Below are 23,944 nucleotides of genomic sequence, written 5' to 3'. Positions count from 1 at the left end.
TCCCGGGGCGCGACCGGGACCGTGGCATCCGTTCGACGGGATCAGGCGAGCGCGGCGACGACCCCGTCGATCGGCACGGTGACGCGGTCGCCCGAGGCGCGGTCCCACACCTCGACGACGCCCTCCGCGACGCCGCGACCGGCGATCACGATCTTCGGCACGCCGATGAGCTCCGCATCGGCGAACTTCACGCCCGGCGAGAGCTTGGGTCGGTCGTCGTAGAGCACGTCGTAACCGGCGGCCTCCAGCGCCGCGCTGACCGTCTCGGCGGCGTCGAACACGGCCTCGTCCTTGCCGGTGGCGAGCACGTGCACGTCGAAGGGAGCGACCGAAGCGGGCCAGACGAGGCCCTTGTCGTCGTGGTGCCCCTCGGCGATGATCGCGAGGATGCGGGTGACGCCGATGCCGTACGAACCCATCGTGACGGTGGCGAGCTTGCCGTTCTCGTCGAGGACCTTGAGCCCGAGCGCGTCGGCGTATTTGCGGCCGAGCTGGAACACGTGCCCGATCTCGACGCCCCGTGCGAGGTGGACCGGTCCCGAGCCGTCGGGTGCGGGGTCGCCCTCGCGCACGTCGGCGGCCTCCACGACGCCGTCGGCCGTGAAGTCGCGGCCGGCGACGAGGCCGAACACGTGCTTCTCGTCGAGGTTCGCACCCGTGATCCACTCGGTGCCGTCGACCACGCGGGGGTCGACGTAGTAGCGGATGCCGGTGGCCGACTCCTCGCCGAGCACTGGTCCCTCGGGCGACCACGGGCCGATGTAGCCCTTCACGAGCCCGGCGTGCTTCGCGAAGTCCGCGTCGGTGGCGGCCTCGACGTCGGCCGGCGCGAACACAACCCCGACGCGCTTGGGCTCGATCTCCCGGTCGCCCGGGATGCCGATCACGATCACCTCGCGCGTGCCGTCGAGGTGGGTGAGCGCGAGCACGACGTTCTTCAGCGTGTCGGCCGCGGTCCAATCCCGGCCGTCGGGCCTGGGGTACTCGGCGTTCGCGAGGTCGACGAGCGTGGCGATCGTCGGGGTGTTCGGCGAGTCGAGGATCGCGGGCTCGGGGAGGCCGTCGAACGGGATGGGCGCGGGCGCGATGGTCGTGTAGGCCTCGACGTTCGCCGCGTACCCGCCCGCCGAGCGCACGAACGTGTCCTCCCCGACCGGGCTCGGGTGCAGGAACTCCTCGCTCTTCGAACCGCCCATCGCCCCGGCATCCGCCTTGACGATGACGTACTCGAGGCCGAGGCGCGCGAAGATGCGCTCGTAGGCGTCGCGCTGCGCCTGGTAGCTCGCGTCGAGACCGGCGTCCGTGTAGTCGAAGGAGTAGGCGTCCTTCATGGTGAACTCGCGACCGCGGAGGAGGCCGGCGCGAGGGCGCGCCTCATCGCGGTACTTGTCCTGGATCTGGTAGATCGACAGGGGCAGATCCTTGTACGAGGAGTAGAGGTCCTTCACGAGGAGCGTGAAGACCTCCTCGTGGGTCGGTGCGAGCAGGTAGTCCGCGCCCTTGCGGTCGTGCAGGCGGAAGAGGCCGTCGCCGTACTCGGTCCAGCGGTTGGTGATCTCATAGGGCTCGCGCGGCAGCAGCGCCGGGAAGTGCACCTCGTGCGCCCCGGCCGCCGTCATCTCCTCGCGGATGATGCGCTCGATCCGCTCCTTCACCCGCAGGCCGATCGGCAGCCACGCGAACACGCCGGGCGCCTGGCGGCGGATGTAGCCCGCACGCACCAGCAGCCGGTGGCTCGCCACCTCGGCGTCGGCGGGGTCTTCGCGCAGCGTGCGGAGGAAGTAGTTGGAGAGGCGTGTGGGCACCCGACGATTCTATGGCGTGCGCCGAGCACGCTCGTGGCGCAGCCTGCGGCCGACCGGGTCCGCCGGATCGCGCTCGGGCGACCCGGCGGACGCTTGGATCAGTCGGCGAGGATGAGGTGGAGTGCGCGGCGCGCCTCGTCGATCTTCTCGGCCGCCGCGGCGCGCTGGGCATCGGTCGCGGCGTACCGGAACTGCCCGACGACGCCCATGAGCTTGCCGACGCTCTCGAACAGTGCGACGGCGGACTCGCTCGGACGCGGCACGTCCGACCAGGCCTGTTCGGTCTCCTCGGCGTGCTCCGCCACGTACCCGCGGCCCGCGTCGGTCAGCTCGTACTCGGTACGACGCCCCTCGCCCTTCGGAGCGATGAGCTCCTCGTCGACGAGCTGTTGGAGCGTGGGGTAGACCGAGCCCGGGCTCGGCCGCCAGGCGTCGTCGGTCTTCGCGGCGATGGCCTTCATGATGCCGTAGCCGTTCAGGGGGCCGTCGGCGAGGAGCGAGAGGATCGCCGCCCGCACATCGCCCTTGGCGCGGCGTCGACCCGCGGGCCCGCCGAAGGCGCCGAATCCGGGCATGCCCGGACCGGCCCAGCCGCCGCCCCAAGGTCCGCCGCGGAAGCCGCGGCCGTCGTGGTGATACCGACCCTCGTGCGGGTGCATCCCGGAGGGGGTGAATGGGTTCTGGTGTTCGCGTCGCATGAGCGCAGACATCCTTTCGTCCGGCTCCCGAAAGAGTCTTCACGGAACTTCCGTGATGCATCAACGATATATCGTTATGACCGGCATGTCAAACGCCCCTCCCCCTCGATGAGGTGTCCGAAGCGGTCCCGGCCCGGCCTCACGCCGCCCGGACGTCGACCCTCGGGTCGGCGTACTCGTCCCGCTTGCTGGTGCCGACGCCCATGCGGAGCATTCCGCTGACGAGCCCCACGGATGCCGCGACGCCGTCGATCACGGGAACGCCCACTCGCTCCGACAGCGCTTCGCAGAGGTCGGTCATCCCTGCGCACCCGAGCACGATCGAGTCCGCGGCATCCGCGCGCACCGCTCGTTCGCACGTCCCGGCGATGGCCTCGAACGACTCCGCCGACGCCGCTTCCAGGTCGAGCACGGGAATGCCGGTCGCATACATCGAGACGCAGGCCTCGGCGAAGCCGTAGCGGCGCACGAGGTCCTGCGCGCGGCCGAGCGTGCGCGAGAGGGTCGTGACGACGCTGAAGCTGCGTCCGGCGAGTGTCGCGACGTGCATCGCCGCCTGGGCGATGCCGACGACGGGCCCCGTCGCGACCTCGCGAGCCGCATCGAGTCCGGGGTCGCCGAAGCAGGCGATGACGAAGCCGTCCACACCCGCCGCCTCACCGCGCTCCACCTCGCGGAGCACCGCGAGCGCGGCCTGCGCCTCGTCGGAGTGGCTCTCGATGGCGGCTAGCCCGAACTCGGGGCACACCGCATCGATCGTGACGTCGAGGCCCGCGACCTCCCGGGCGGTGAGGCCGATCTTGTCGGTCATCGCCCGGGAGGTGTTGGGATTGATGAGGGAGATTCTCATCGGGGTGGCGCCTCGTTACTTCGCGACCGTCACTGCGGCGACGTCGACCGATCCCCCGGCGACCTCGACCGTGCCGTCGGAGACACCCTCCGACAGGCCCTGGAGGCTCGAGACCTGCGGGTTGGCGCGCTCGAAGGTCAGGAACAGCGCGTAGCCGAGCCCGCAGCCGATGAACCAGGTGAAGTTGCCGATCCAGGAGATGTCGAAGCCGCCGAGGTCGGCGATGAGCTTCGGCAGCACGCCGATGAGGACCGTCGGGATGCCGGCTGCGAGGATCGCGGAGACGGCATTCCTGTTGTAGCCCTTCGTGTACCAGTACTTGCCCCGCTCCGACATGGTGAACATGTCGTCGACGAGCACGCGCTGGCGGGCCGAGACGTAGTAGCCCGCGATGAGGATGCCGAACAGCGGGCCGATGAGCGCCCCCAGCACGCCGAGCGTGTAGTGGATCGCGTCGGCGTTGTTGTACCAGTTCCACGGCAGCAGGATGACGGAACCGACCGCCGCGATCATGCCACCCATGCGCCACGAGATCTTATGCGGCGCGACATTCGAGAAGTCGAATGCCGGCGAGATGAAGTTCGCGACGATGTTGATGCCGACCGTGGCGGTGACGAAGGTGAGGCCACCGAGGAGGATCGCGAACGGGGTGTCGATACGCTCGACCGTGTGGATCGGGTCGGTGATGAGCTCCCCGAAGACGGGCACGGTCGCCGACGCGGTGATGACCGTGAGCAGGGAGAAGAAGAGGAAGTTCACCGGAAGGCCGAGGAGGTTGCCCTTCCTGACCGCCTTGAACGACTTGCCGTAGCGCGCGAAGTCGCCGAAGTTGAGCATCGGGCCCGAGAAGTACGACACGACGATCGCGATCGCGGTGAACATCACCGGGATCGAGGCCCAGAAGTCGAGCGGCTCGCCCGCCGACAGGTCGAGGCTGATGTTCTCCCAGCCGGCCTGCGACACGAGGTAGATCGCGAGCAGGATCATCACGACGTAGACCGCGGGGCCCGCCCAGTCGATGAACCGGCGGATCGTCTCCATGCCGTTCCAGAAGAGCGCCGCCTGCGCGACCCAGAGGATCGCGTACGAGATCCAACCGAGGGTCGACAACCCGAGGAAGCTCGTCTCGAGGAGCGCTTCGCTGCCGGGGATGAACTTCAGGAAGATGATGTTCAGCGACTCGGCCGCGAGGAAGGTCTGCACGCCGTACCACGCGATCGCGATGAGACCCCGGATGATAGCCGGGATGTTCGCACCCTTGACCCCGAAGATCGCTCGGTTGATCACGGGAAACGGAACGCCGGTCTTCTGGCTCGGCTTCGCGACGAGGTTCGTGAAGACCTGCACGATGGTGATGCCGACGAGCAGCGCGACGAGCACCTGCCAGCTCGCGATGCCGAGCGCGAACAGGCTGCCCGCGGTCAGGTAGCCGCCGACGCTGTGCACGTCCGACATCCAGAACGCGAAGATGTTGTACGAGGTCCACGTCTGTTTCCTGAGGGGCGCGAGGTCCTCGTTTGCGAGCCGGTGGTCGTACTCGGGCTTCACGAGACCTGAGCCGACCGGCATGCCGGCTGCTTCGACGAGGTCGTATGGCCCCGTGGATGGTGCAGCCGCCACCGGTGTTGCAGCGGTACCCTCGAGCTGTTCAGTCATGAGTGGATGCCTTCCAGGATCGTGGATGAATGAAGTAAAGCTATAGATTCACGCTTGGGACGAAGTTTCACCCGTGTAACAGCCTCGTGAAGTTGTGTGCAGCGTGGGCTTCACATGCGTACGGCCCCGGCGCGAAACACCCGTCGGTAGGATCAATCCATGACTTCAGTCGTCGAACACTCCGGCGACGCGGATGCCGCGCTCCCGCGGAGTCTCGGTGCGCGGCTCCGGACCCTGCGGGAGGAGCGCGGCATGTCCGCCCGGAGCCTCGCGAAGGCGCTCGGCATCTCGGCGAGCGCGGTGTCCCAGATCGAACGCGACGTCATGCAGCCGTCGGTCTCGCGACTCATCGCGATCACCGACGCGCTCGGCGTGCCGCTGGCCGAGGTGTTCGGATCGAACGGATCCGACGCGATCGCTCGAGACGAGGCGTCCGGCTCCGAGTTCACCGGATTCGCACTGACTCGCGCGGCGCAGTCGCCGCCGGTGATGCTCGCGAACGGCGTCACCTTCCGCAGGCTCTCGCCGCGCAGCACGGCAGGGCTCGACTTCTTCGAGTCCGTCTATCCGCCGGGCAGTGCCGCCATCGGCGAGACCGACCTGTTCCGCCACGTGGGGTACGAGATCGGCAACGTCGTGTCCGGCGAGCTGACGATCGAGTTCGACGATGAGGTCGTGGTGCTCGCTCCGGGCGACTCCGTCAGCTACCCGTGCTCGCGACCGCACCGCATCCGCAACGCCTCGAGCCGGCCCGCCGTGGCGACGTGGCTCATCGTCCACCCCTGACCGCGGTCGCGCGCCCATAGGCTGGGCGCATGCCCGCTCGCCGAGCCCATGTCGCGCCGTCGGCGGCCCAGGGCGAGCTCGCCGCGGCGCTCGCAGCAATCCGCGACACACTCGCACTGCCGGTCGACTTCTCGTCAGGGGTGCTCGCAGAAGCCGAGTCCGCGCGCGTGGCGACGCCACCGCCGACGACCGACCTGCGGGGCATCGACTTCGTCACGATCGACCCGGCAGGCTCGCAGGACCTCGACCAGGCGCTGCACCTGGCGCGTCGCGCGGGCGGCTACGTGGTGCACTACGCGATCGCGGACGTCCCAGGCTTCGTCCGCCCCGGCGGCGCCGTCGACTTCGAGGCCCGCGAGCGCGGGCAGACGCTCTACGCGGCCGACGGGCGGGTGCCGCTGCATCCGCTCGTGCTCAGCGAGGATCGCGCCTCGCTCCTGCCCGGCGTCGATCGCAGCGCCTACGTGTGGTCGTTCGACGTCGACGACTCCGGCGCGGTCGAACGCACTCGCCTGGAGCGTGCGCTCGTGCGTTCACGTGCGCGCCTCAGCTACGAAGCGGCGCAGGCCCGCATCGACGCCGGCGATGGGTACGCCTCGCTCGGCCTGTTGCGCGAGGTCGGTCTCCTGCGGATCGAGCAGGAGCGCGCTCGCGGCGGCGCGAGCCTCAGCGCACCCGACGAGGAGATCGTGCGCACGCCCGACGGCGGATACGCGCTCGAGCAACGGCGTCCGCTGCCGGTGGAGGAGTGGAACGCGCAACTCTCCCTCATGACGGGCATGTCGGCCGCGCAGTTGATGCTCGAAGCACGCGTCGGGATCTTGCGCACCATGCCGAAGCCCGGCGTCGACGAGATCGACGCGTTCCGCACTCAGACCGTCGCGCTCGGACGCCCATGGCACGAGTCGATCGGGTACGGCGAGTACTTGCGCGGCCTCGACCGCGAGGACCCCGCCTGCCTTGCGATCATGCAGGCCGCGAGCGGACTGTTCCGCGGAGCGGGCTACGAGGCCATGGATGGCGCGGCGCCCGCCGATCCCGTGCAGTCCGCACTCGCCGCGCCGTACGCGCACGTCACCGCGCCGCTGCGCCGACTCGTCGACCGGTGGGGCCTCGTCGTCAGCGAGGCGATCAACGCCGGGCGGGAGGTGCCGCACTGGGCGCGTGCCACGCTGCACGAGCTTCCCTCGCTGATGGGCGCGTCGTCTCGCCGCGCGGCGCAGCTCGACGCCGCGTCGATCGCGCGGGTCGAAGCCGCGGTGCTCTCCGGGAGGATCGGAGAACGGTTCAACGCCACCGTGCTCGCGGTGCGCAACGGCAACGCGACGATCCAGCTCGCCGAGCCGGCCGTGACGGTGGTGTGCCCCGCTCCCGGCGCACGCGCCGGCGAGCGGATGCCGGTCGTGCTCGAACACGCCGACATCGCTTCGGGGAGCCTGCGGTTCCGCTCTGCCGGATGACGGCACGAATCAGGCGGCACGACCGAGCTCTCGAGTCCTCGACGTACGGGCGTCTCATGCTGCCGGCGCAGCAAGCAGCGGGCCGACGACGAGGGCCGCCGGCATCATTCCACGGGCGGTTGCGATTGGGGTCATGCACGTACGCCAGTGGCCCGCCGCGTGGATTCGGCGTGCGGTCGGGATCGGCGCGCACCGGCCGCGCGATGGGATTCAGACGCCTTCGACGTCCTCCTCGTCCTCCATTGCGAACTCCCCGAGGTCCTCCTCGGTCGCCGTCGCGGCATCCTCCGTGCCCTCGTGAAGCGTGCCCATCCCGTCGGGGTAGCCGGCCTCGTCGGGGTACTCGAACTGGGTCCCGTCTCCGCTCATCGCGGACCCCCTCTCGCGCGCGGATGCCGCGATTGCATCCGCTGCGCTCACCCTACTCGGGACGGTGTGCGCCCACTACGGCGTGAGCACCTGCGGCGAGCCGACCGGGGCATCCGCGCCCATCTCGTCGGCGATGCGGTTCGCCTCGGCGATGAGGGTCTCGACGATCTCGGACTCGGGCACGGTCTTGATGACCTCGCCCTTCACGAAGATCTGGCCCTTGCCGTTGCCGGATGCCACGCCGAGGTCGGCCTCGCGCGCCTCGCCGGGGCCGTTGACGACGCAGCCCATCACGGCGACGCGCAGCGGCACGGTCATGCCCTCGAGCCCGTCGGTGACGTCGTTCGCGAGCTTGTAGACGTCGACCTGGGCGCGTCCGCACGACGGGCAGGACACGATCTCGAGCCTGCGCTCGCGGAGGTTCAGCGACTGCAGGATCTGGAGGCCCACCTTGACCTCCTCGACGGGCGGGGCCGAGAGCGAGACGCGGATGGTGTCGCCGATGCCCTCGGAGAGGAGGATGCCGAACGCCGTCGCGCTCTTGATGGTGCCCTGGAAGCTCGGGCCCGCCTCGGTCACGCCGAGGTGCAGGGGCCAGTCGCCGCGCTCGGCGAGCAGGCGATAGGCCTTCACCATGACGATCGGGTCGTTGTGCTTCACGGAGATCTTGAAGTCGTGGAAGTCGTGCTCCTCGAACAGGCTCGCCTCCCACACGGCGCTCTCGACGAGTGCCTCGGGGGTGGCCTTGCCGTACTTCTGCAGGAGGCGCGGGTCGAGCGATCCGGCGTTCACGCCGATGCGGATGGAGACGTCGGCCTCCTTCGCGCGCCGCGCGATCTCGCCGACCTGGTCGTCGAACTTGCGGATGTTGCCCGGGTTCACGCGCACCGCGGCGCATCCGGCGTCGATCGCGGCGTACACGTAGTTCGGCTGGAAGTGGATGTCGGCGATGACCGGGATCTGGCTCTTCTTCGCGATGATCGGGAGCGCCTCCGCGTCGTCGCGGCTCGGCACGGCCACGCGCACGATCTCGCAGCCCGACGCGGTGAGCTCGGCGATCTGCTGCAGGGTCGCGTTGATGTTGGGCGTCGGCGTGGTGGTCATCGACTGCACGCTCACCGGCGCATCACCGCCGACGAGGACCTTGCCCACCTTGATCTGGCGGGACTTGCGTCGCGGGGCCAGGACCTCAGGGACTTTGGGCATTCCGAGATTCACTGCAGGCACGGTGCCAGTCTACGACCGCCCATGTGGACGGGGCCTTCACCGAGCGGATGCCTCGCGGCCTGCGTTACCCACGGCATGTTGCGCCGTCGCCTGGGAGGCGGTCAGGCGCAGCCGTCCTCGTGAACCGACATCGGAGCACCGATCCGCCCGATCAACGCTTCTGCATCGTCGGGATGGTGTCGACGATGAAGCGCCTCCTCAGGCGACGGCGCTCGTGTCAAGCGGCGGTTCGGTGGCAGCGACGACCTCGTCGACGGTGACGCCAGGGGCGAGCTCGATGAGCCGGAGGCCCTCGGGCGTGACGTCGATGACCGCGAGGTCGGTGATGATGCGGTCGACCACGCCCTTCCCCGTGAGGGGCAGCGAACACTCCTTCACGATCTTCGGCGAGCCGTCCTTCGCGACGTGCTCCATGAGCACGATGCGGTGTTTCGCGCCGTGCACGAGGTCCATCGCGCCGCCGGGGCCCTTCACCATCTTGCCGGGGATCATCCAGTTGGCCAGGTCGCCCGCCGCCGACACCTGCATGGCGCCCAGGATGGCGGCGTCGATCTTGCCGCCGCGGATCATGCCGAAGCTCGTGGCCGAGTCGAAGTACGCCGCCCCTGGCAGGACAGTCACGGTCTCCTTGCCCGCATTGATGAGGTCGGGATCGACCTCATCATCCGTCGGGTACGGGCCGACACCGAGGATGCCGTTCTCCGACTGCAGCAGAATCGTGACGCCCTCGGGCACGTAGTTCGGCACGAGCGTCGGAAGCCCGATGCCGAGGTTCACGTAGGAGCCGTCGCCGAGCTCGCGGGCGGCGCGGGCGGCCATCTCGAATCTCGTGAGCGCCATGTCAGTTCCCCTCTCGCACGGTGCGGCGCTCGATGCGCTTCTCGATGTCGGTGCCGACCACGATGATGCGGTCGACGTAGATCCCGGGCAGGTGCACGGCATCGGGGTCGAGCTCGCCGACCTCGACGAGCTCCTCGACCTGGGCGACGCAGACGCGCCCGGCCATCGCGGCGAGCGGCGAGAAGTTGCGCGCCGACTTGTCGAACACGAGGTTGCCGAAGCGGTCGCCCTTCAGCGCGTGGACGAGGGCGAAGTCGGTGGTGATCGCCTCCTCGAGCACGAACTCGCGGGGCTCGCCCTGGAACTCGAACGTCTGCACGGGCTTCGGCGGGCTCGCGATCGCGATCGACCCGTCGGGGTGGTACCGCCGCGGCAGGCCGCCCTCCGCGACCTGGGTGCCCACCCCCGTCTGGGTGAAGAATGCGGCGATGCCGCTGCCGCCGGCGCGGAGCTTCTCGGCGAGCGTGCCCTGCGGCGTGAGCTCCAGTTCGAGCTCGCCCGAGAGGTACTGCCGCTCGAACTCCTTGTTCTCGCCGACGTACGACGACGTCATCTTCTCGATGCGCTGGTCGGCGAGGAGCACGCCGAGCCCCCAGTCGTCGACGCCGCAGTTGTTCGAGACGACCGAGAGGCGGTCGACGCCCGCGTCGTGGAGCGCTTGGATCAGCACCATCGGGATGCCGCAGAGCCCGAACCCGCCCACGGCGAGACTGGCCCCTGAGGGGATGTCGGCGACCGCCTCTTGGGCGGACCCGACGACTTTGTCGAGTGTCACGATGCACCTTCCTGTGTTTCCGCCGCCTCGATGCGGTCGCGGATCACAGGGACCACGCTATCTGGCGCGGGGTCGTCGTGCGTCTGGTCATCGCGCGCTCCATCCGCCGTCGATGGTGTAGCTCGCCCCGGTCACCATACGCGCCTCCTCGCCCGCCAGCCACACCGCCAGGCCGGCGACCTCCGACGGCTCGACGAGGCGCTTCACTGCGGACTCGGACAGCAGGATCCGCGGCAGCACCTCGGATTCGGGGATGCCGTGCAGCTGCGCCTGGTCGGTGATCTGGCGCTCGACGAGGGGCGTGCGCACGTAGCCGGGATTGATGCAGTTGGAGGTGACGCCGTGGGCGCCGCCCTCGAGCGCGGTGACCTTCGACAGGCCCTCGAGCCCGTGCTTCGCCGCGACGTACGCCGCCTTGTAGGGCGACGCGCGAAGGCCGTGCACGCTCGAGACGTTGATGACCCGCCCGAACCCGCGAGCGTACATCCCGGGCAGGGCGGCGCGGATCAGCAGGAACGGCGCCTCCAGCATCACGCGAATGAGGTGCGAGAAGCGGTCGGGCTCGAACTCCTCGATCGGGCGTACGTGCTGCAGGCCGGCGTTGTTCACGAGCACGTCGACGTCGAGTGCGAGCCCCGCGAGGGAGGCCGTGTCGTCGAGATCGACCGTCCATGCCTCGCCCCCGAGGCGCTCGGCCGCTGCATCGGCGGCGTCGGCGTCCACATCCGCGATCGTCACGTGCGCGCCGCGTGACGCGAACGCCTCCGCGCACGCGAGGCCGATGCCGCTCGCGCCACCGGTCACGAGTACGCGCCCGCCGTCCAGTCCCGTCATCCGTCGTCCCTCCACGTCGTTGTGCGGACCCGTTGTCGAGGTCGACGCCGGGGCTCCCCAGCGAGTCTCGCCTGCGCTGTTCCGCACCGACAATGGCGAGATTCGCAGGGCGCGTGTGCGAATTCGCAGAGCCGACGAGGGGCGTCCGCGGCCGTCGCGTCCCTTTTGCGGACGTAGACTGCCAATGGGGTGATCCCCCACCAAAGACGAAGGAGTCCGAACACCGATGAGCATCCCCGACGTCGTCATCATCGCGGGGGCACGCACCCCGTTCACCCGCATCAACGGCAACCTCGCGGGCCAGACGGCGGTACAACTCGGCACCGCGGCCATTCGCGGGGCGCTCGAGAAGGCCGGGGTCTCCCCCGACGACGTCGACGCCGTGATCATGGGCCAGGTGCTGCAGGCAGGCGCCGGCCAGAACCCCGCGAAGCAGTCCGCGGTCGCCGCGGGCATCCCGTGGCGCATCCCGGCGACCACGATCAACAAGGTGTGCCTGTCGGGCCTCGCCGCCATCACGGATGCGGCGCGCCTGATCCGCCTCGGCGAGGCATCCGTCGTCGTGGCCGGCGGCCAGGAGTCGATGACCAAGGCGCCGCTGATGGTGCCCGGCTCCCGCAAGGGCTGGGCGTACGGCAGCGTCGAGATGCTCGACCACGCCGCCTACGACGGCCTCACCGACGCATTCGACCACGACTCCATGGGCGCGTCGACCGAGCGGTTCAACGCGCGCTACGGCCTCACGCGCCAGGAGCAGGACGAGATCGCCTCCGAGTCGCACCGCCGCGCGGGCGCCGGCCAGGCCGCCGGCGTGTTCGACGATGAGATCGTGCCCGTCGAGGTGCCGCAGCGCAAGGGCGACCCGGTCATCGTCGCCGCCGACGAGGGCGTGCGCCCCGACTCCACCGCGGACGTGCTCGCGAAGCTGCGCCCGGCGTTCACCGAGGGCGGGGCGATCACCGCCGGCAACTCTTCGCCGCTCTCCGACGGTGCCGCGGCGGTCGTGGTCGCGAGCCGCGAATGGGCCGAGTCGCGCGGGCTCCCCTGGCTCGCTCTGGTGGGTGCGGCCGGGCAGGTCGCGGGCCCCGACAACTCGCTGCACTCGCAGCCCGCCAACGCGATCGCCGCGGCGCTCGCGAAGGAGGGCGGTGAGGCCGCCGACCTCGACCTCGTCGAGATCAACGAGGCCTTCGCGGCGGTGTCGCTGCAGTCGATGCGCGAGCTCGGCATCGGAGCCGACATCGTCAACATCCACGGCGGCGCGATCGCGGTCGGCCACCCCATCGGTGCGTCGGGTGCACGACTCGCGCTGCATGCGGCCCTCGAGCTCGCACGTCGCGGGAGCGGCCGCGCCGCGGTCGCGCTCTGCGGCGGCGGTGGGCAGGGCGAGGCGCTCCTGCTCTCGCGCTGAGCGCGCGCCTGAGCTGAGCGGGGCCGTCACGGCGACGGCCCCGCTCCTCGGCGATGCGCGCCCGTGGCGCCTGTGGCAGCATGATGCGACGGGCGACGCCGGGCGCCCTGAGAGGGGTGCACGATGAGCGAGAGCGAGACCTCCGACGCGCACGCTGCGGCATCCGCCCGCCCGCCACTCGACCACCGCCTGCGCCGCATGGTCGGCCGCGACCCCGACGAGGCGCACCGCGCCGCGACGCCGCTCGAGCTGTTGTTCGACCTGACCTTCGTCGTCGCGTTCAGCCAGGCCGGCGTGCAGACCGCCCACCTGCTCGAGCTCGGGCACTGGGGCCCCGCGATCGGCGGGTTCGCGTTCGCGGTCTTCACGATCTGGTGGGCGTGGATCAACTGCTCGTGGCTCGCGTCTGCCTACGACAACGACGACATCTTCTTCCGTGTCGCGACGATGGTGGAGATGCTCGGCGTCCTCGTGCTCGCGCTCGGCCTGCCGGCACTCTTCACCTCGCTCGACGGCGGCGAGCATATCGACAACGGCGTCGTGGTTGCCGGCTACGTCGTCATGCGCGTCGCGACGATCGCGCTCTGGCTGCGCGCCGCAAGGCACGACCCCGCCCACAGGCGGACCGCGCTCACGTACGTCGTGTTCGTGTCCGTCCTGCAGGCCGGGTGGGTGGTGCTCATCTTCGTCAACCTGCCGCTCCCCACGACATTGGCGTTCTCGCTCCTCCTCGTCGCCCTCGAACTCGTCGGCCCGTACGTCGCCGAGCACGGGCGGGAGGGGGGAACCCCATGGCACCCCCATCACATCGCCGAGCGTTACGGCCTGCTCGTCATCATCACGCTCGGCGAGATCGTGCTCGGCACCATCCTCGCGATCTCGGCCGTGATCGAGAAGCAGGACTGGTCCGTCGAGACGGTCGCGATCGCGTTCGGCGGCACGGCGCTCGCATTCGGACTGTGGTGGGTGTACTTCACGATGCCGTCGGGGAAAGTGCTGCAACGGTACCGGGAGCGCGGCTTCGTCTGGGGATACGGGCACTATTTCATCTTCCTGGCACTCGCGGGAACAGGGGCCGGCCTGCACGTCGCCGCCTATGAGATCGAGGGCCTCGCCCACATCGGCATCGTGCAGGCCCTCCTCACGGTCGTCATCCCGGTCGGGGTCTTCATGGTGGCGCTCTTCACCATCTATTCCCTGCTGCTGCGGCAGTTCGACCCGTTCCACATCTGGCTGTTCATCGGCAGCATCCTGGTGCTCGTGCTGGCCGTGGTCGCCGTGGCGGCCGGGGCGAGCTTCGGCGTCGGCATCCTGATCATCGCGGCATCGCCGTTCGTCGTCGTGGTCGGCTACGAGACCGTCGGCCACCGCCACCAGGCGGCGGCACTCGAGCGGGCGCTCGCGCACTGAACGGCGGATGCCGCGGCATCCGTGACACGACGAAGGGGCGGACGCCGCGGCATCCGAGACACGACGAGGGGGGCGGATGCCGCAGCATCCGCATGCCGCGGCAGCCAGCGCGAGTCGTCCCGCACCGCGCCCCCATCGAGACGTCGCGATTGCGGGGTGCGACCATGCATCCGCGCCCTCTCGACCCCCACGACCGACGCAGCGACATGCCGCCATCACCGCACATCGATCGAAACGTCGCGTTTGCAAGGTACGACCATGCATCCGGGCCGTTTCGACGTCCTCAGACTGGGCAGCGTGGCCGCAGCATCGTCTCGGCGGCAGTGCCGGGTGGGCGGATGCCGCGGCATCCGTGACACGACGAAGGGGCGGATGCCGCAGCGTCCGCCCCTCGCGTCGACCGAGCGCTACGCGTTCGGCCGGTTCGCGCGCAGCACCTCGAGGCGTGCGCGGTACTCGGTCTCGTCGATGTCGCCCTTGGCGAAGCGCTCGGCGAGCGTGGACTCGGCGGTGGCGCCGCGCATCCACGGGGGGCCGTAGCCCTCGTGGCCGCCGTTCGCCCAGGCGCGACGGCGCCCGCGGGTGACCAGGAAGATGATCAACCCGATGACGAGGAACCAGAAGAGCGGAATGAGGAGGAAGAAGACCCATCCGAACCCGGCCGCCCAGGGGCCGGCGTGGGTGACCACCGCGGTGGTCGCGAGGGTGGCGAGCATGGTGTGTTCCCTTGATCGTGCGGCCCCGGGATGGGCCGTCGCAACCATGCTCCCCGGGCGGGCCCGCCGGCGAATCCGCCTGGCGGAGTCACTTGCCCTGCTCCCCAGGGAGCAGGGCGGATGCCGCCGCTACTCCTGCCAGCCGGGTGCGACGAGGCCCGACTCGTAGGCGACCACCACGAGGTGCACCCGGTCGCGTGCGTGCAGCTTCGCCATGATGCGCGACACGTGCGTCTTCGCGGTGAGCGGGGAGAGCACGAGGCGTTCGGCGATCTCGTCGTTCGTGAGCCCCTGCCCGACGAGGCGGAGCACCTCGCGCTCGCGATCGGTGAGGGCGGCGAGGTGCTCCTCGTCGGGCGCATCGCGCAGCCCGACCGCCATGCGTTCGAGCAGGCGCTTCGTGACGCCCGGGGAGAGCAGCGCCTCGCCGCTCGCGACGACGCGCACGGCCCGGATGAGGTCGACCGGCTCCGTGTCCTTGACGAGGAAGCCGCTCGCGCCCGCCCGTACGGCACGGGCGACGTACTCGTCGAGCTCGAACGTGGTGACGATGACGACGCGCACGGCGGCGAGCGCCGGGTCGGCCGCGATCTGCTCGGTGGCCCATAGGCCGTCGCCGCCCGGCATCCGGATGTCCATGAGCACCACGTCGACCGGCTCGCGGCGCACGAGCGCGAGCAGTTCCTCGCCGGTCGACGCCTCCCCCGCGATCGCGATGTCGTCCTCCGCCTCGAGCAGGGCGCGGAACCCGGCGCGCACCAGCACCTGGTCGTCGGCGAGCGCGACCCGGATCACGGCGTCGCTCCCCACGGGAGCCGAGCCGTCACGCGCGTGCCGCCGCGTGGCGACGGGCCGACCTCGACGGACCCGCCGAGCAGGGCCGCCCGCTCCCGCATGCCGAGGATGCCGCTGCCCTCCGGCGAGCCGTGTACGCCCGTGCCGTCGTCGTCGACCGTGAGCAGGAGTTCGTCGTCGCCGAGCCGTTCGACCACCACGATGGCGCGCGAGGCACCCGCATGCCGCACGACATTCGTGAGCGCCTCCTGCGCGATGCGGTATGCCGCGAACTGCACGGCCCGGCCGGGCACCTCACCGTCGAGGCGATCGACGAGCTCCGCGTCGAACCCGGGCGAGCGCACGCCCGCGACGAGCCGCGGCAGCTCGGCGAGCTCGGCCTGGGGCGCGAGCGGCGCGTCGCCCTCGTTCCGGATGACGCCGAGCACGCTCCGCACCTCCTCGAGTGCGGACTTCGAGGTCTCCTTGATGCTGCCGAGCGCCGTGCGCGCCTGCTCGGGGTCGCGATCCATGAGGTGCAGGCCCACGCTCGCCTGCACGTTGATCTGCGAGAGCGCGTGGCCGATCACGTCGTGCAGCTCGCGCGCGATGCGCACCCGCTCACGCTGCTCGGCGGTCTGCCGACGCCGCACGGCCTCGGCCCGGAATTCGGCGGCCCGCTCACGGCGTACCCGCACGAACGCGCCGATGCCGAAGCAGGCGGCGAGGAGCACGGTCGTGAGCGCGATGCGGAACGGATGCCAGTCGAGGCCGACCACGGCGCCGAGCACGATCCCCGCCACCCAGGCGACCACGATGGAGACGACCGCCCACAGCATGGCGCCGCGCGCGACGGCGAGCACGATCGCGAAGGCCAGCGCCACGTAGGGCGGGCCGACATCGGGCGTGAGCAGCAGGTCGGCGAGCGCGGCGGCCGAGACGAATGCGACGGTGGGGCCGGGGTATCTCCGTGAGGCGAGCAGCGCCAACGGCCCGATCGCAGCGAGCGCGACCTGGGCGAGCCCGTCTGCCCAGCCGACGCGCATCCAGACGGCGATGCCGATCGCGGCCGGCACCTGCACGAGGAGGCTGATGATCACGGGGGCGAGCAGCACGACGCCCGGCGGCGGGCGGAAGCGCTCGGGTCGTCCGTCCCACCGTGCGTCCCAGTGGGGCCGTCCGTCCCACTGGGTGACGGGCATCCCCCGATGGTAGCGCCGAGGCCGCCGCGCCGGATCGCCCCGGCGGAGGCTCATCGCCTACTCCCGCGGGAGTAACGGGCGCACCTCAGAACAGGGTCACCGGTTTCACGATGTCGGCGTAGATGAGCAACGCGCTCATGGCGCCGAGCACCACGACGACGCCGAGCGTGAGCGGCATGAGCTTGGCGAGGTCGACGGGACCGGGATCGGGCCGGCGGAAGAGCTTCGCGAACCCGCGCCGGATCGCCTCCCAGAGCGCGCCTGCGATGTGCCCGCCGTCGAGCGGGAGCAGCGGGATGAGGTTGAAGACGAAGAGCGCGATGTTGAGCGAGGCGAGGATGCCGATGAGCCCGGCGGCCTTCGAGGCGAGTGGGATCTCGTCGAGGCTCGCGATCTCGCCGGCCACGCGGCCCACACCCACGACGGAGATCGGCCCGTTGGGGTCGCGCTCCTCGGGCCCGAACGCCGCGTTCGCCACGTCGACGATGCGATGCGGCAGGTTCACGATGATCCCGGCTACCCCGGCGATGTTCTCGCCGACTGCCGGAAGCACCGCCGTGACGGGCTGCTGCACCGTCTCCGATGCGGGACTGATGCCCACGAATCCCGCCTGCACCGTGGCCGGCTCGCCCGCGGCATCCGTGACGACCTGTCCGTTCTCGTCGGTCGCATAGCGTTCGCTCAGCATCGGGGTGACCACGAGGGTCACCTCCTCGCCGTCGCGGATCACCACCAGCTCGATCTCGTCGTCGGGGTGGTCGCGGATGATCGCGGTCGACTCGTTCCACGTGTCGATCGGCCGGCCGGCGACCGACACGATCCGGTCGCCGGGCTCGATGCCGGCCGCGGCGCCCGGCGCGGCCGGATCGCCCGGCTCGCAGGTCTGCCGCTCACTGGTCGCAGGCAGGGCGCACGCCGAGACCGAGCCGACGGTCGTCGACGGCTGCGCGACGCCGAAGCCCATGAGCAGCACCCCGAACAGCACGACCGCGAGCACGAGGTTCATGAACGGGCCGCCGAACATCACGACGATGCGCTTCCACACCGGCAGCCGGTAGAACGCGCGATCCTCATCGCCGTGGGTGATCGACTCCGTGCTCGAGGCGCGCGCATCCTGTACGAGCCCACGGAAGAACCCGGTCGAGTCGGCCTTCGCCTGCTCGCCCTTCGCGGGCGGGAACATGCCGATCATCGAGATGTAGCCGCCGAGCGGAATGGCCTTCACGCCGTACTCGGTCTCGCCCTTCCGCTTGGACCAGATCGTCGGCCCGAAGCCGATCATGTACTGGGTCACCTTGACGCCGAAGAGCTTCGCGGGCACGAGGTGCCCGATCTCGTGCAGGCCGATCGACAGGGCGAGGCCGAGCACGATGATGACGACGCCGATCACGAAGGGGAGCACGGAATCCACCCGTCGAGCGTACTGCCGGGGCCTTGGCGCCCGCTGTCGTTCGGCTGTGAGAACCGGATGCCGCGGGCGGCGCGCCGCGGCATCCCCTCAGCGCCCGACGCGGCCGATGCGCTCGTTCGCCGCGCGCCGGGCGGCGCGCTCCGCGGCGCCGAGGGACGCGACCGTGAGCGCCCCGGACGACGGCTCATGCGACTCCACGACCGCGCGCACGGTGTCGACGATGTCGAGGAACCCGATGCGGCCGGCGTGGAACGCGGCCACCGCCTCCTCGTTCGCCGCGTTGAAGACGGCGGGGTACTCGCCGCCCGCCCGGCCGACCTCCTTCGCGAGCGCGACGGCCGGGAATGCCGTGCCGTCGAGCGGCTCGAAGGTCCACTCCGTCGCGGTGCTCCAGTCGAGGGGCCGCCCGACGCCGCCGACGCGGTCGGGCCAGTCGAGTCCGAGCGAGATCGGCAGGCGCATGTCGGGCGGCGACGCCTGCGCGATCGTCGAACCGTCGATGAACTCCACCATCGAGTGCACGATCGACTGGGGATGCACGACCACCTCGATGCGGTCGTACTCGACGTCGAAGAGCAGGTGCGCCTCGATCACCTCCAGGCCCTTGTTCACGAGGGTCGCGGAGTTCGTCGTGACGACGAGGCCCATGTCCCAGGTGGGGTGCGCGAGCGCCTCGGCGGGGGTGACGCCCACCAGCTCCGCTCGCGTGCGGCCGCGGAAGGGACCGCCCGACGCGGTGAGCACGAGCCGGCGCACCTCTTCGTCGGTGCCCGCCCGCAGCGCCTGCGCGATGGCGGAGTGCTCGGAGTCGACGGGGACGATCTGGCCGGGCGCGGCGAGCCGGGTCACGAGGCGGCCGCCGACGATGAGGGACTCCTTGTTCGCGAGGGCGAGCGTGGTGCCGCGCTCGAGGGCAGCGAGCGTCGGCGCAAGGCCGACGGATCCGGTGATGCCGTTCAGCACGACGTCGGCGTCGACGTCGCGCACGAGCTGCACGGCCTCCTCGATGCCCACCGCGGTGTGCTCGACGCCGAACTCCGCGGCCTGCTGCTCGAGGAGGGCGCGGTTCGAGCCGACCGCGAGCCCCACCACTTCGAAGCGCCGCGGGTTCGCGCGGATCACTTCGAGCGCCTGGGTGCCGATCGAACCGGATGAGCCGAGGATGATGACGCTGCGCACCATCCCACTGTACGGGCGGCGCGCGGGTTTCGAGACGGGCGCGGAGCGCCCTCCTCAACCCACGGTTGCTCAGGCGATGACGGCGACGGATGCCGCGCGGTTGCCAGGCACAGGGACGTCGTGGAAGGCCACCTGCCGCCACCCCGAGCCGAACTCGGGGACGCTCCGGACGATGCGCCCGGTACCGCCGTCCTGGCCGGGGATGGAGAGCGCGAGCCGCGACGGCTCCATGAAGTCGGTGTGGCCGACCGCGCGCAGCAGCGCGGTCTTGCGCGCCCAGAGCGTGGCCCGCACGAGCGCACGGCGCGAGGCGTCGAGCTCCGCCAGGGCGGCGAGCTCCGACGAGTGGAACGCCGCCTCGTCGATCACGGCTCCTCCGTCGAGCGTCGCCACCTCCATGCCGACCCCGAGCGGATGCCGCGTGGCCGCCGCCGCGACGATCGCGTCGCCTGAGACGGCGACGTCGGCGTACCACGACGCGCCCGACGCGGTGAGCGGGTACGGCACGATGACGCGGCCGTGCCGCGCCCCGCACACGCCGCACGCGTGCACGAGCTCGACATCGTCGGCCGGCACTCCCGACACGTCGGCGATGAGCCCCCTGAGCACGGCGTCGGCAGCCGGCAGGCGGCGGCTGCCGCAGAGCACGAGCACGCGCGCGCCCGCCTCCTCCAGCTCGATGAGCTCGCCGTCGCCCGGGACATCCATGCCCACCATCCTCCCGCATTCCACCCCCGTTGCGCCCCGTCCTCCCTGGGCGGTATCGGCGCCCGACGCCGCGGCCCATATTCCGGCGTCGGCATGCCGCCCCGCCTAGGGTCGGAGGGTGAGTGAGATCGAGGCTGACGCCGTGCCGGCGACGACCGTGCGGCAGGGGCCGCTCTACCGGATCGTGCGCGGGATCCTGCGCCCCCTGGTGCGCCTGGTCTACCGACCCACGATCACCGGCGCCGAATCCGTGCCCAAGCGCGGACCGGTGATCCTCGCGAGCAATCACCTCTCGTTCGTCGACAGCATCGTGATCCCGCTCGCCTCGCCGCGCCCGGTGCAGTTCCTCGCGAAGTCGCACTACTTCACCGGCAGGGGATTCTCCGGCTGGGTCTCACGCACGTTCTTCACCGCGATCGGCGCCGTGAGCGTGGAGCGCGGCGCTGGCGCGCAGGCGCAGGAGGCCCTCGACCAGGGGCGGCGCATCCTCGAGTCGGGCGCTGCGTTCGCCCTGTACCCCGAGGGCACGCGGTCGCTCGACGGTCGCCTCTACCGCGGCCGCACCGGGGTGGCCTGGCTGGCGCTCGAGACCGGCGCGACCGTCGTGCCCGTCGGCCTCGTCGGCACGCAGGAGATCCAGCCCATCGGCGCGAAGCTCCCCCGCATCCGTCCGGTCAGTGTGCGATTCGGCGCACCGCTCGACCTCGCCCACCACGGCGCCGCCTCGTCGGGACGGGCGCGACGTGCCGCCACCGACGAGATCATGGCCGCGATCCACGACCTCTCGGGGCAGGAGCTCGCGGGTCGCTACAACGAGACGCCACCGTCAGGCACCCTCGCGAAGCTCGCTGACCGTGTCGCGCCGCGCGAACGCGTCTGACGGGATTCCCAGCCGATCGTCGCACCGGCCCGGTATCGTCGGCACGATGAGCATCGCTGAGGTCGCCGCCCGCTGTGCCGCGGCGGCACTCGTCGTGGTGGCGTTCGCGGCGTGCACGTCGGCTCCCGGCGACGCCGCGCCGGCCGCATCGACGTCGGTCCGCGCGACCCTGCCCGAGCCGCCCGCGACCGAGTTCGACCCGGGTCACATCGTGAGCGACGACGCCTTCTACGACAGCCGCGCGATGGATGAGGACCAGATCCAGGCGTTCCTCGAGTCGGTGTCGTGCCGAGCCGATGCGGGTGTGAAGTGCCTCGCCGACTACACCCAGACCACGACCACGCAGCCCGCCGTCGGGGGCGGCCATTGCGAAGAGTACCGCGGCGGCATCCGCGAGCGCGCGAGCCGCATCATCGCGAAGGCCGCCGTCGCCTGCGGGGTGAGCCCGCGCACGCTCCTCGTGCTGCTGCAGAAGGAGCAGTCGCTGCTCTCGCGGCCGAGCGTGTCGGGCTACGAGCGGGCCACCGGCTACGGATGCCCCGACACGGCCGACTGCGACGCGAAGTACTTCGGCTTCTTCAACCAGGTGTACAACGCGGCATGGCAGTTCCGGCAGTACACCGAGGAGCCCGACCGCCAGTACCGCATCGGCGTCGTGAACGTCGGCTATCACCCGGATGCCGCATGCGGGGCATCCCCTGTCGAGATCCGCAACCAGGCCACCGCGAACCTCTACAACTACACCCCGTACCAGCCGAGCGCCGTCACGCTCGCGGATCCCGACACCGGCGACGGATGCTCGGCGTTCGGCAACCTGAACTTCTGGCGGATCTGGCACCGCTGGTTCGGCGACCCCGAGGCGGAGCGCCTGCCAGGCTTCTTCCCGCCGTGCTCGCGGCTCGTGGGCGGCCACCCGTGTCCGGTGCAGCCGACCATCCCTGCGGCCGCCCTGGGGTGAGTCGTCATTCGGCGACGATCGCCGTCGGCTCGTGGTGCACCGGGAACCGGACGGATGCCGCGATGAAGCACTTCTCCGCCGCTTCGGCGTGGATCTCGTCCGCGAGCGGAAGCATGGAGGCATCCGCCACGACCACCCGGGGACGCAGCACCGCCTCGCTGAACGCGCCGCCGCCGCGGCCGTCCTCGATCATCGTGCCGGTCGCGGCATCCGTGTACCCGCGCACGATGACGCCGTGGCGGGTGGCGACGTGCAGGTACGAGAGCATGTGGCACTCGCTGAGGGCCGCGAGCAGCAACTCCTCGGGGTTCCAGCGCTCACGGTCGCCGTGGAAGACCCGATCGCTCGACCCGGCGATCTCGTGCAGCTTCCCGGCCGCGCGAACGACATGCTGTCGGCCGTACGCGCGGTAACCCGACGTGCCCTCGCCGTTGTCGCCCTGCCACTCCACCTCGACCGCGTACTGGTGTTCGCCGAGCATGCCTGGCCTCCTGCCTGGGTGTGTTCGCGTCGGCCGTCGGGTTTCGCGTCATCCGTCGGCGCACGCACGTCATCCGATTCTGCACCCTCGCGGCCACGGCCGTCACGGTCGACGGCGATAGGGTGGGAGGCACCATGACTGACACCCAGATTCCCGCAGAGACCGCGACCGCACCGGTGTACTCCGTGCCCCAGGAGCGTCAGGTCGTGACCGCCATCCCCGGTCCGAAGTCGGAGGAACTGCACGCGCGACGCTCGAAGGTCGTCTCCGCCGGCGTCTCCTCCGCGCTGCCCGTGTACATCGAGCGTGCCAACGGCGCGATCCTCGTCGACGTCGACGGCAACCGCTTCATCGACTTCGGCGCCGGCATCGGCGTCACCACGGTCGGCCACACCGAGGAGCGCGTGGTCGCCGCGGCCGCGAGCCAGCTGCAGGATGTCATCCACACGCTGTTCACCATCACCCCCTACGAGGAGTACGTGCGGGTCGCCGAGCTCCTCGCCGAGCACACCCCCGGGGCGTGGCAGAAGAAGACCGTGCTCGTCAACTCGGGTGCCGAGGCCGTCGAGAACGGCGTGAAGATCGCGCGCAAGCACACCGGCCGTCGTGCCGTCGCCGTGCTCGACCACGCGTACCACGGCCGCACCAACCTCACCATGGCCATGAACTACAAGGCGCACCCCTATGCCACCGGCTACGGGCCGTTCGCGGGCGACGTGTACCACGCGCCGAGCTCCTACCCCTACCGCGACGGGCTGTCGGGAGAGGATGCCGCAGCGCGCACGATCGCGTATCTCGAGAAGGTCGTCGGGGCGAGCGACCTCGCATGCCTCGTCGTCGAGCCGATCCAGGGCGAGGGCGGCTTCATGGTGCCGGCGGACCGCTACCTGCCGATCCTGCAGACGTGGTGCACCGAGCACGGCGTCGTCATGATCGCCGACGAGATCCAGAGCGGCATGGCCCGCACCGGCCGCTACTACGCGAGCGAGCACTTCGACTGGGAGCCCGACCTGGTGCTCTCCGCCAAGGGCATCGCGGGCGGACTCCCGCTCGCGGCGGTCACCGGGCGCGCCGAGATCATGGACGCCTCGCAGCCCGGCGGCCTCGGCGGCACCTTCGGCGGCAACCCCGTGGCATGCGCCGCTGCGATCGCGGTCTTCGAGTCGATCGAGCAGCACCACCTGCTCGCCGAGGCCCAGCGCATCGAAGCCACCCTGAAGGCCGGCCTCGAGCGCCTCATGCAGCGCTACGACATCATCGGCGAGATCCGCGGCAAGGGCGCGATGGTCGCCATCGAGCTCGTGCAGCCCGGCACCGGCGACACCACGAAGGTGCCGAACGCCGAGGCGGTCTCCGCCCTCGTCGCCTACGCGGCGCAGCACGGCGTGCTGTTCCTCAGCGCCGGCACCTGGGGCAACGTGCTCCGGTTCCTGCCGAGCCTCGCGGTCAGCGACGAGCTGATCGAAGACGGGCTCCACGTGCTCGACGACGGTTTCGCGTCGCTCGGGTGACAC

The 23,944-nt window shown here is 70.7% G+C and carries 23 protein-coding genes; 7 read left to right on the top strand and 16 right to left on the bottom strand.

Annotated features, from left to right (window positions below; genetic code table 11):
• Positions 1–41: 41 nt before the first annotated feature.
• The 4 genes from ASG80_RS11155 to ASG80_RS11140 form a co-directional block, all read right to left on the bottom strand.
• Positions 42–1,805 carry a proline--tRNA ligase gene (locus ASG80_RS11155; protein ID WP_056730541.1) on the bottom strand — a complete coding sequence of 588 codons (1,764 nt, stop codon included), beginning with the start codon at positions 1,803–1,805 and terminating at the stop codon, positions 42–44.
• 98 nt (positions 1,806–1,903) lie between these two features.
• Positions 1,904–2,503, bottom strand: a complete 600-nt coding sequence (locus tag ASG80_RS11150) for a PadR family transcriptional regulator (protein WP_056730539.1) — start codon at positions 2,501–2,503, stop codon at positions 1,904–1,906.
• 139 nt (positions 2,504–2,642) lie between these two features.
• Positions 2,643–3,353 carry an aspartate/glutamate racemase family protein gene (locus tag ASG80_RS11145; protein ID WP_056730537.1) on the bottom strand — a complete coding sequence of 237 codons (711 nt, stop codon included), beginning with the start codon at positions 3,351–3,353 and terminating at the stop codon, positions 2,643–2,645.
• Between the two features lie 15 nt (positions 3,354–3,368).
• Positions 3,369–5,009, bottom strand: a complete 1,641-nt coding sequence (locus ASG80_RS11140; RefSeq protein WP_056730535.1) for an NCS1 family nucleobase:cation symporter-1 — start codon at positions 5,007–5,009, stop codon at positions 3,369–3,371.
• A 159-nt stretch (positions 5,010–5,168) separates the two neighbouring features.
• On the opposite strand from ASG80_RS11140, the gene ASG80_RS11135 reads away from it, so the two are divergent.
• Positions 5,169–5,795, top strand: coding sequence for a helix-turn-helix domain-containing protein (locus tag ASG80_RS11135; protein ID WP_056730533.1), 627 nt, complete (start codon positions 5,169–5,171; stop codon positions 5,793–5,795).
• A gap of 29 nt (positions 5,796–5,824) precedes the next feature.
• Complete coding sequence (locus tag ASG80_RS11130) at positions 5,825–7,255, top strand: RNB domain-containing ribonuclease (protein ID WP_056730531.1); 1,431 nt, start codon at positions 5,825–5,827, stop codon at positions 7,253–7,255.
• Between the two features lie 210 nt (positions 7,256–7,465).
• Here ASG80_RS11130 and ASG80_RS23565 read toward each other — a convergent pair whose 3' ends face one another.
• From ASG80_RS23565 to ASG80_RS11110, 5 genes are all read right to left on the bottom strand, one after another.
• Entirely contained in the window at positions 7,466–7,624 is a 159-nt protein-coding gene (locus ASG80_RS23565) for a hypothetical protein (RefSeq protein WP_156401784.1), read from the bottom strand.
• A gap of 75 nt (positions 7,625–7,699) precedes the next feature.
• The gene (gene ispG / locus ASG80_RS11125; protein ID WP_056730528.1) at positions 7,700–8,830 is read right to left on the bottom strand and encodes a flavodoxin-dependent (E)-4-hydroxy-3-methylbut-2-enyl-diphosphate synthase; all 1,131 of its coding nucleotides are present in this window, start codon (positions 8,828–8,830) and stop codon (positions 7,700–7,702) included.
• A 219-nt stretch (positions 8,831–9,049) separates the two neighbouring features.
• A complete protein-coding gene (locus ASG80_RS11120) occupies positions 9,050–9,691 on the bottom strand; it encodes a CoA transferase subunit B (protein WP_200952545.1) in 642 nt (213 codons plus the stop codon).
• A gap of 1 nt (position 9,692) precedes the next feature.
• On the bottom strand, positions 9,693–10,466 hold the full coding sequence (locus tag ASG80_RS11115) for a CoA transferase subunit A (RefSeq protein ID WP_056730526.1): 774 nt from the start codon (positions 10,464–10,466) through the stop codon (positions 9,693–9,695).
• An 87-nt stretch (positions 10,467–10,553) separates the two neighbouring features.
• Entirely contained in the window at positions 10,554–11,300 is a 747-nt protein-coding gene (locus tag ASG80_RS11110; RefSeq protein WP_056730524.1) for a 3-hydroxybutyrate dehydrogenase, read from the bottom strand.
• Positions 11,301–11,526: 226 nt separating this feature from the next.
• On the opposite strand from ASG80_RS11110, the gene ASG80_RS11105 reads away from it, so the two are divergent.
• Together ASG80_RS11105 and ASG80_RS11100 are read left to right on the top strand one after the other, a co-directional pair.
• Positions 11,527–12,711, top strand: coding sequence for an acetyl-CoA C-acetyltransferase (locus ASG80_RS11105; protein WP_056730522.1), 1,185 nt, complete (start codon positions 11,527–11,529; stop codon positions 12,709–12,711).
• Between the two features lie 123 nt (positions 12,712–12,834).
• Entirely contained in the window at positions 12,835–14,121 is a 1,287-nt protein-coding gene (locus ASG80_RS11100) for a low temperature requirement protein A (RefSeq protein ID WP_056730520.1), read from the top strand.
• Between the two features lie 407 nt (positions 14,122–14,528).
• Here the strand turns inward: ASG80_RS11100 and ASG80_RS11095 are convergent, their stop codons facing one another.
• The 6 genes from ASG80_RS11095 to ASG80_RS11070 all read right to left on the bottom strand — a co-directional run bounded on the left by ASG80_RS11095 (position 14,529) and on the right by ASG80_RS11070 (position 20,111).
• Positions 14,529–14,837: an SHOCT domain-containing protein gene (locus tag ASG80_RS11095; protein ID WP_056730518.1), complete on the bottom strand. Its 309-nt coding sequence runs from the start codon at positions 14,835–14,837 to the stop codon at positions 14,529–14,531.
• Positions 14,838–14,966: 129 nt separating this feature from the next.
• On the bottom strand, positions 14,967–15,632 hold the full coding sequence (locus tag ASG80_RS11090) for a response regulator transcription factor (RefSeq protein ID WP_056730957.1): 666 nt from the start codon (positions 15,630–15,632) through the stop codon (positions 14,967–14,969).
• Positions 15,629–16,813, bottom strand: a complete 1,185-nt coding sequence (locus ASG80_RS11085) for a sensor histidine kinase (RefSeq protein WP_056730517.1) — start codon at positions 16,811–16,813, stop codon at positions 15,629–15,631. Before ASG80_RS11085 ends, ASG80_RS11090 begins: the two co-directional genes overlap by 4 nt.
• Positions 16,814–16,898: 85 nt before the next feature.
• A complete protein-coding gene (locus ASG80_RS11080) occupies positions 16,899–18,224 on the bottom strand; it encodes an RIP metalloprotease (protein ID WP_235508277.1) in 1,326 nt (441 codons plus the stop codon).
• Between the two features lie 87 nt (positions 18,225–18,311).
• Positions 18,312–19,403, bottom strand: coding sequence for a 1-deoxy-D-xylulose-5-phosphate reductoisomerase (gene dxr / locus ASG80_RS11075; protein ID WP_056730953.1), 1,092 nt, complete (start codon positions 19,401–19,403; stop codon positions 18,312–18,314).
• 69 nt (positions 19,404–19,472) lie between these two features.
• Complete coding sequence (locus ASG80_RS11070) at positions 19,473–20,111, bottom strand: 4'-phosphopantetheinyl transferase superfamily protein (protein ID WP_056730515.1); 639 nt, start codon at positions 20,109–20,111, stop codon at positions 19,473–19,475.
• Positions 20,112–20,229: 118 nt separating this feature from the next.
• Here ASG80_RS11070 and ASG80_RS11065 point away from each other — a divergent pair, with 118 nt between their 5' ends.
• Both ASG80_RS11065 and ASG80_RS11060 read left to right on the top strand, forming a co-directional pair.
• Positions 20,230–20,991: a 1-acyl-sn-glycerol-3-phosphate acyltransferase gene (locus ASG80_RS11065; RefSeq protein ID WP_056730512.1), complete on the top strand. Its 762-nt coding sequence runs from the start codon at positions 20,230–20,232 to the stop codon at positions 20,989–20,991.
• Positions 20,992–21,037: 46 nt separating this feature from the next.
• On the top strand, positions 21,038–21,949 hold the full coding sequence (locus ASG80_RS11060; protein WP_056730510.1) for a hypothetical protein: 912 nt from the start codon (positions 21,038–21,040) through the stop codon (positions 21,947–21,949).
• Positions 21,950–21,953: 4 nt separating this feature from the next.
• Here the strand turns inward: ASG80_RS11060 and ASG80_RS11055 are convergent, their stop codons facing one another.
• Positions 21,954–22,430, bottom strand: coding sequence for an OsmC family protein (locus ASG80_RS11055; protein WP_056730508.1), 477 nt, complete (start codon positions 22,428–22,430; stop codon positions 21,954–21,956).
• Positions 22,431–22,564: 134 nt separating this feature from the next.
• Here ASG80_RS11055 and gabT point away from each other — a divergent pair, with 134 nt between their 5' ends.
• Positions 22,565–23,941 (top strand): 4-aminobutyrate--2-oxoglutarate transaminase, encoded by a 1,377-nt coding sequence (gene gabT / locus ASG80_RS11050; protein ID WP_056730951.1) that lies wholly within the window; start codon positions 22,565–22,567, stop codon positions 23,939–23,941.
• Positions 23,942–23,944: the final 3 nt, after the last annotated feature.

The organism is Agromyces sp. Soil535, assembly GCF_001428255.1.
Taxonomy (GTDB): Bacteria; Actinomycetota; Actinomycetes; order Actinomycetales; family Microbacteriaceae; genus Agromyces.
The sequence above is the reverse complement of the archived record's forward strand: the minus strand, read 5'-3'. Positions and strand labels throughout refer to the sequence as shown.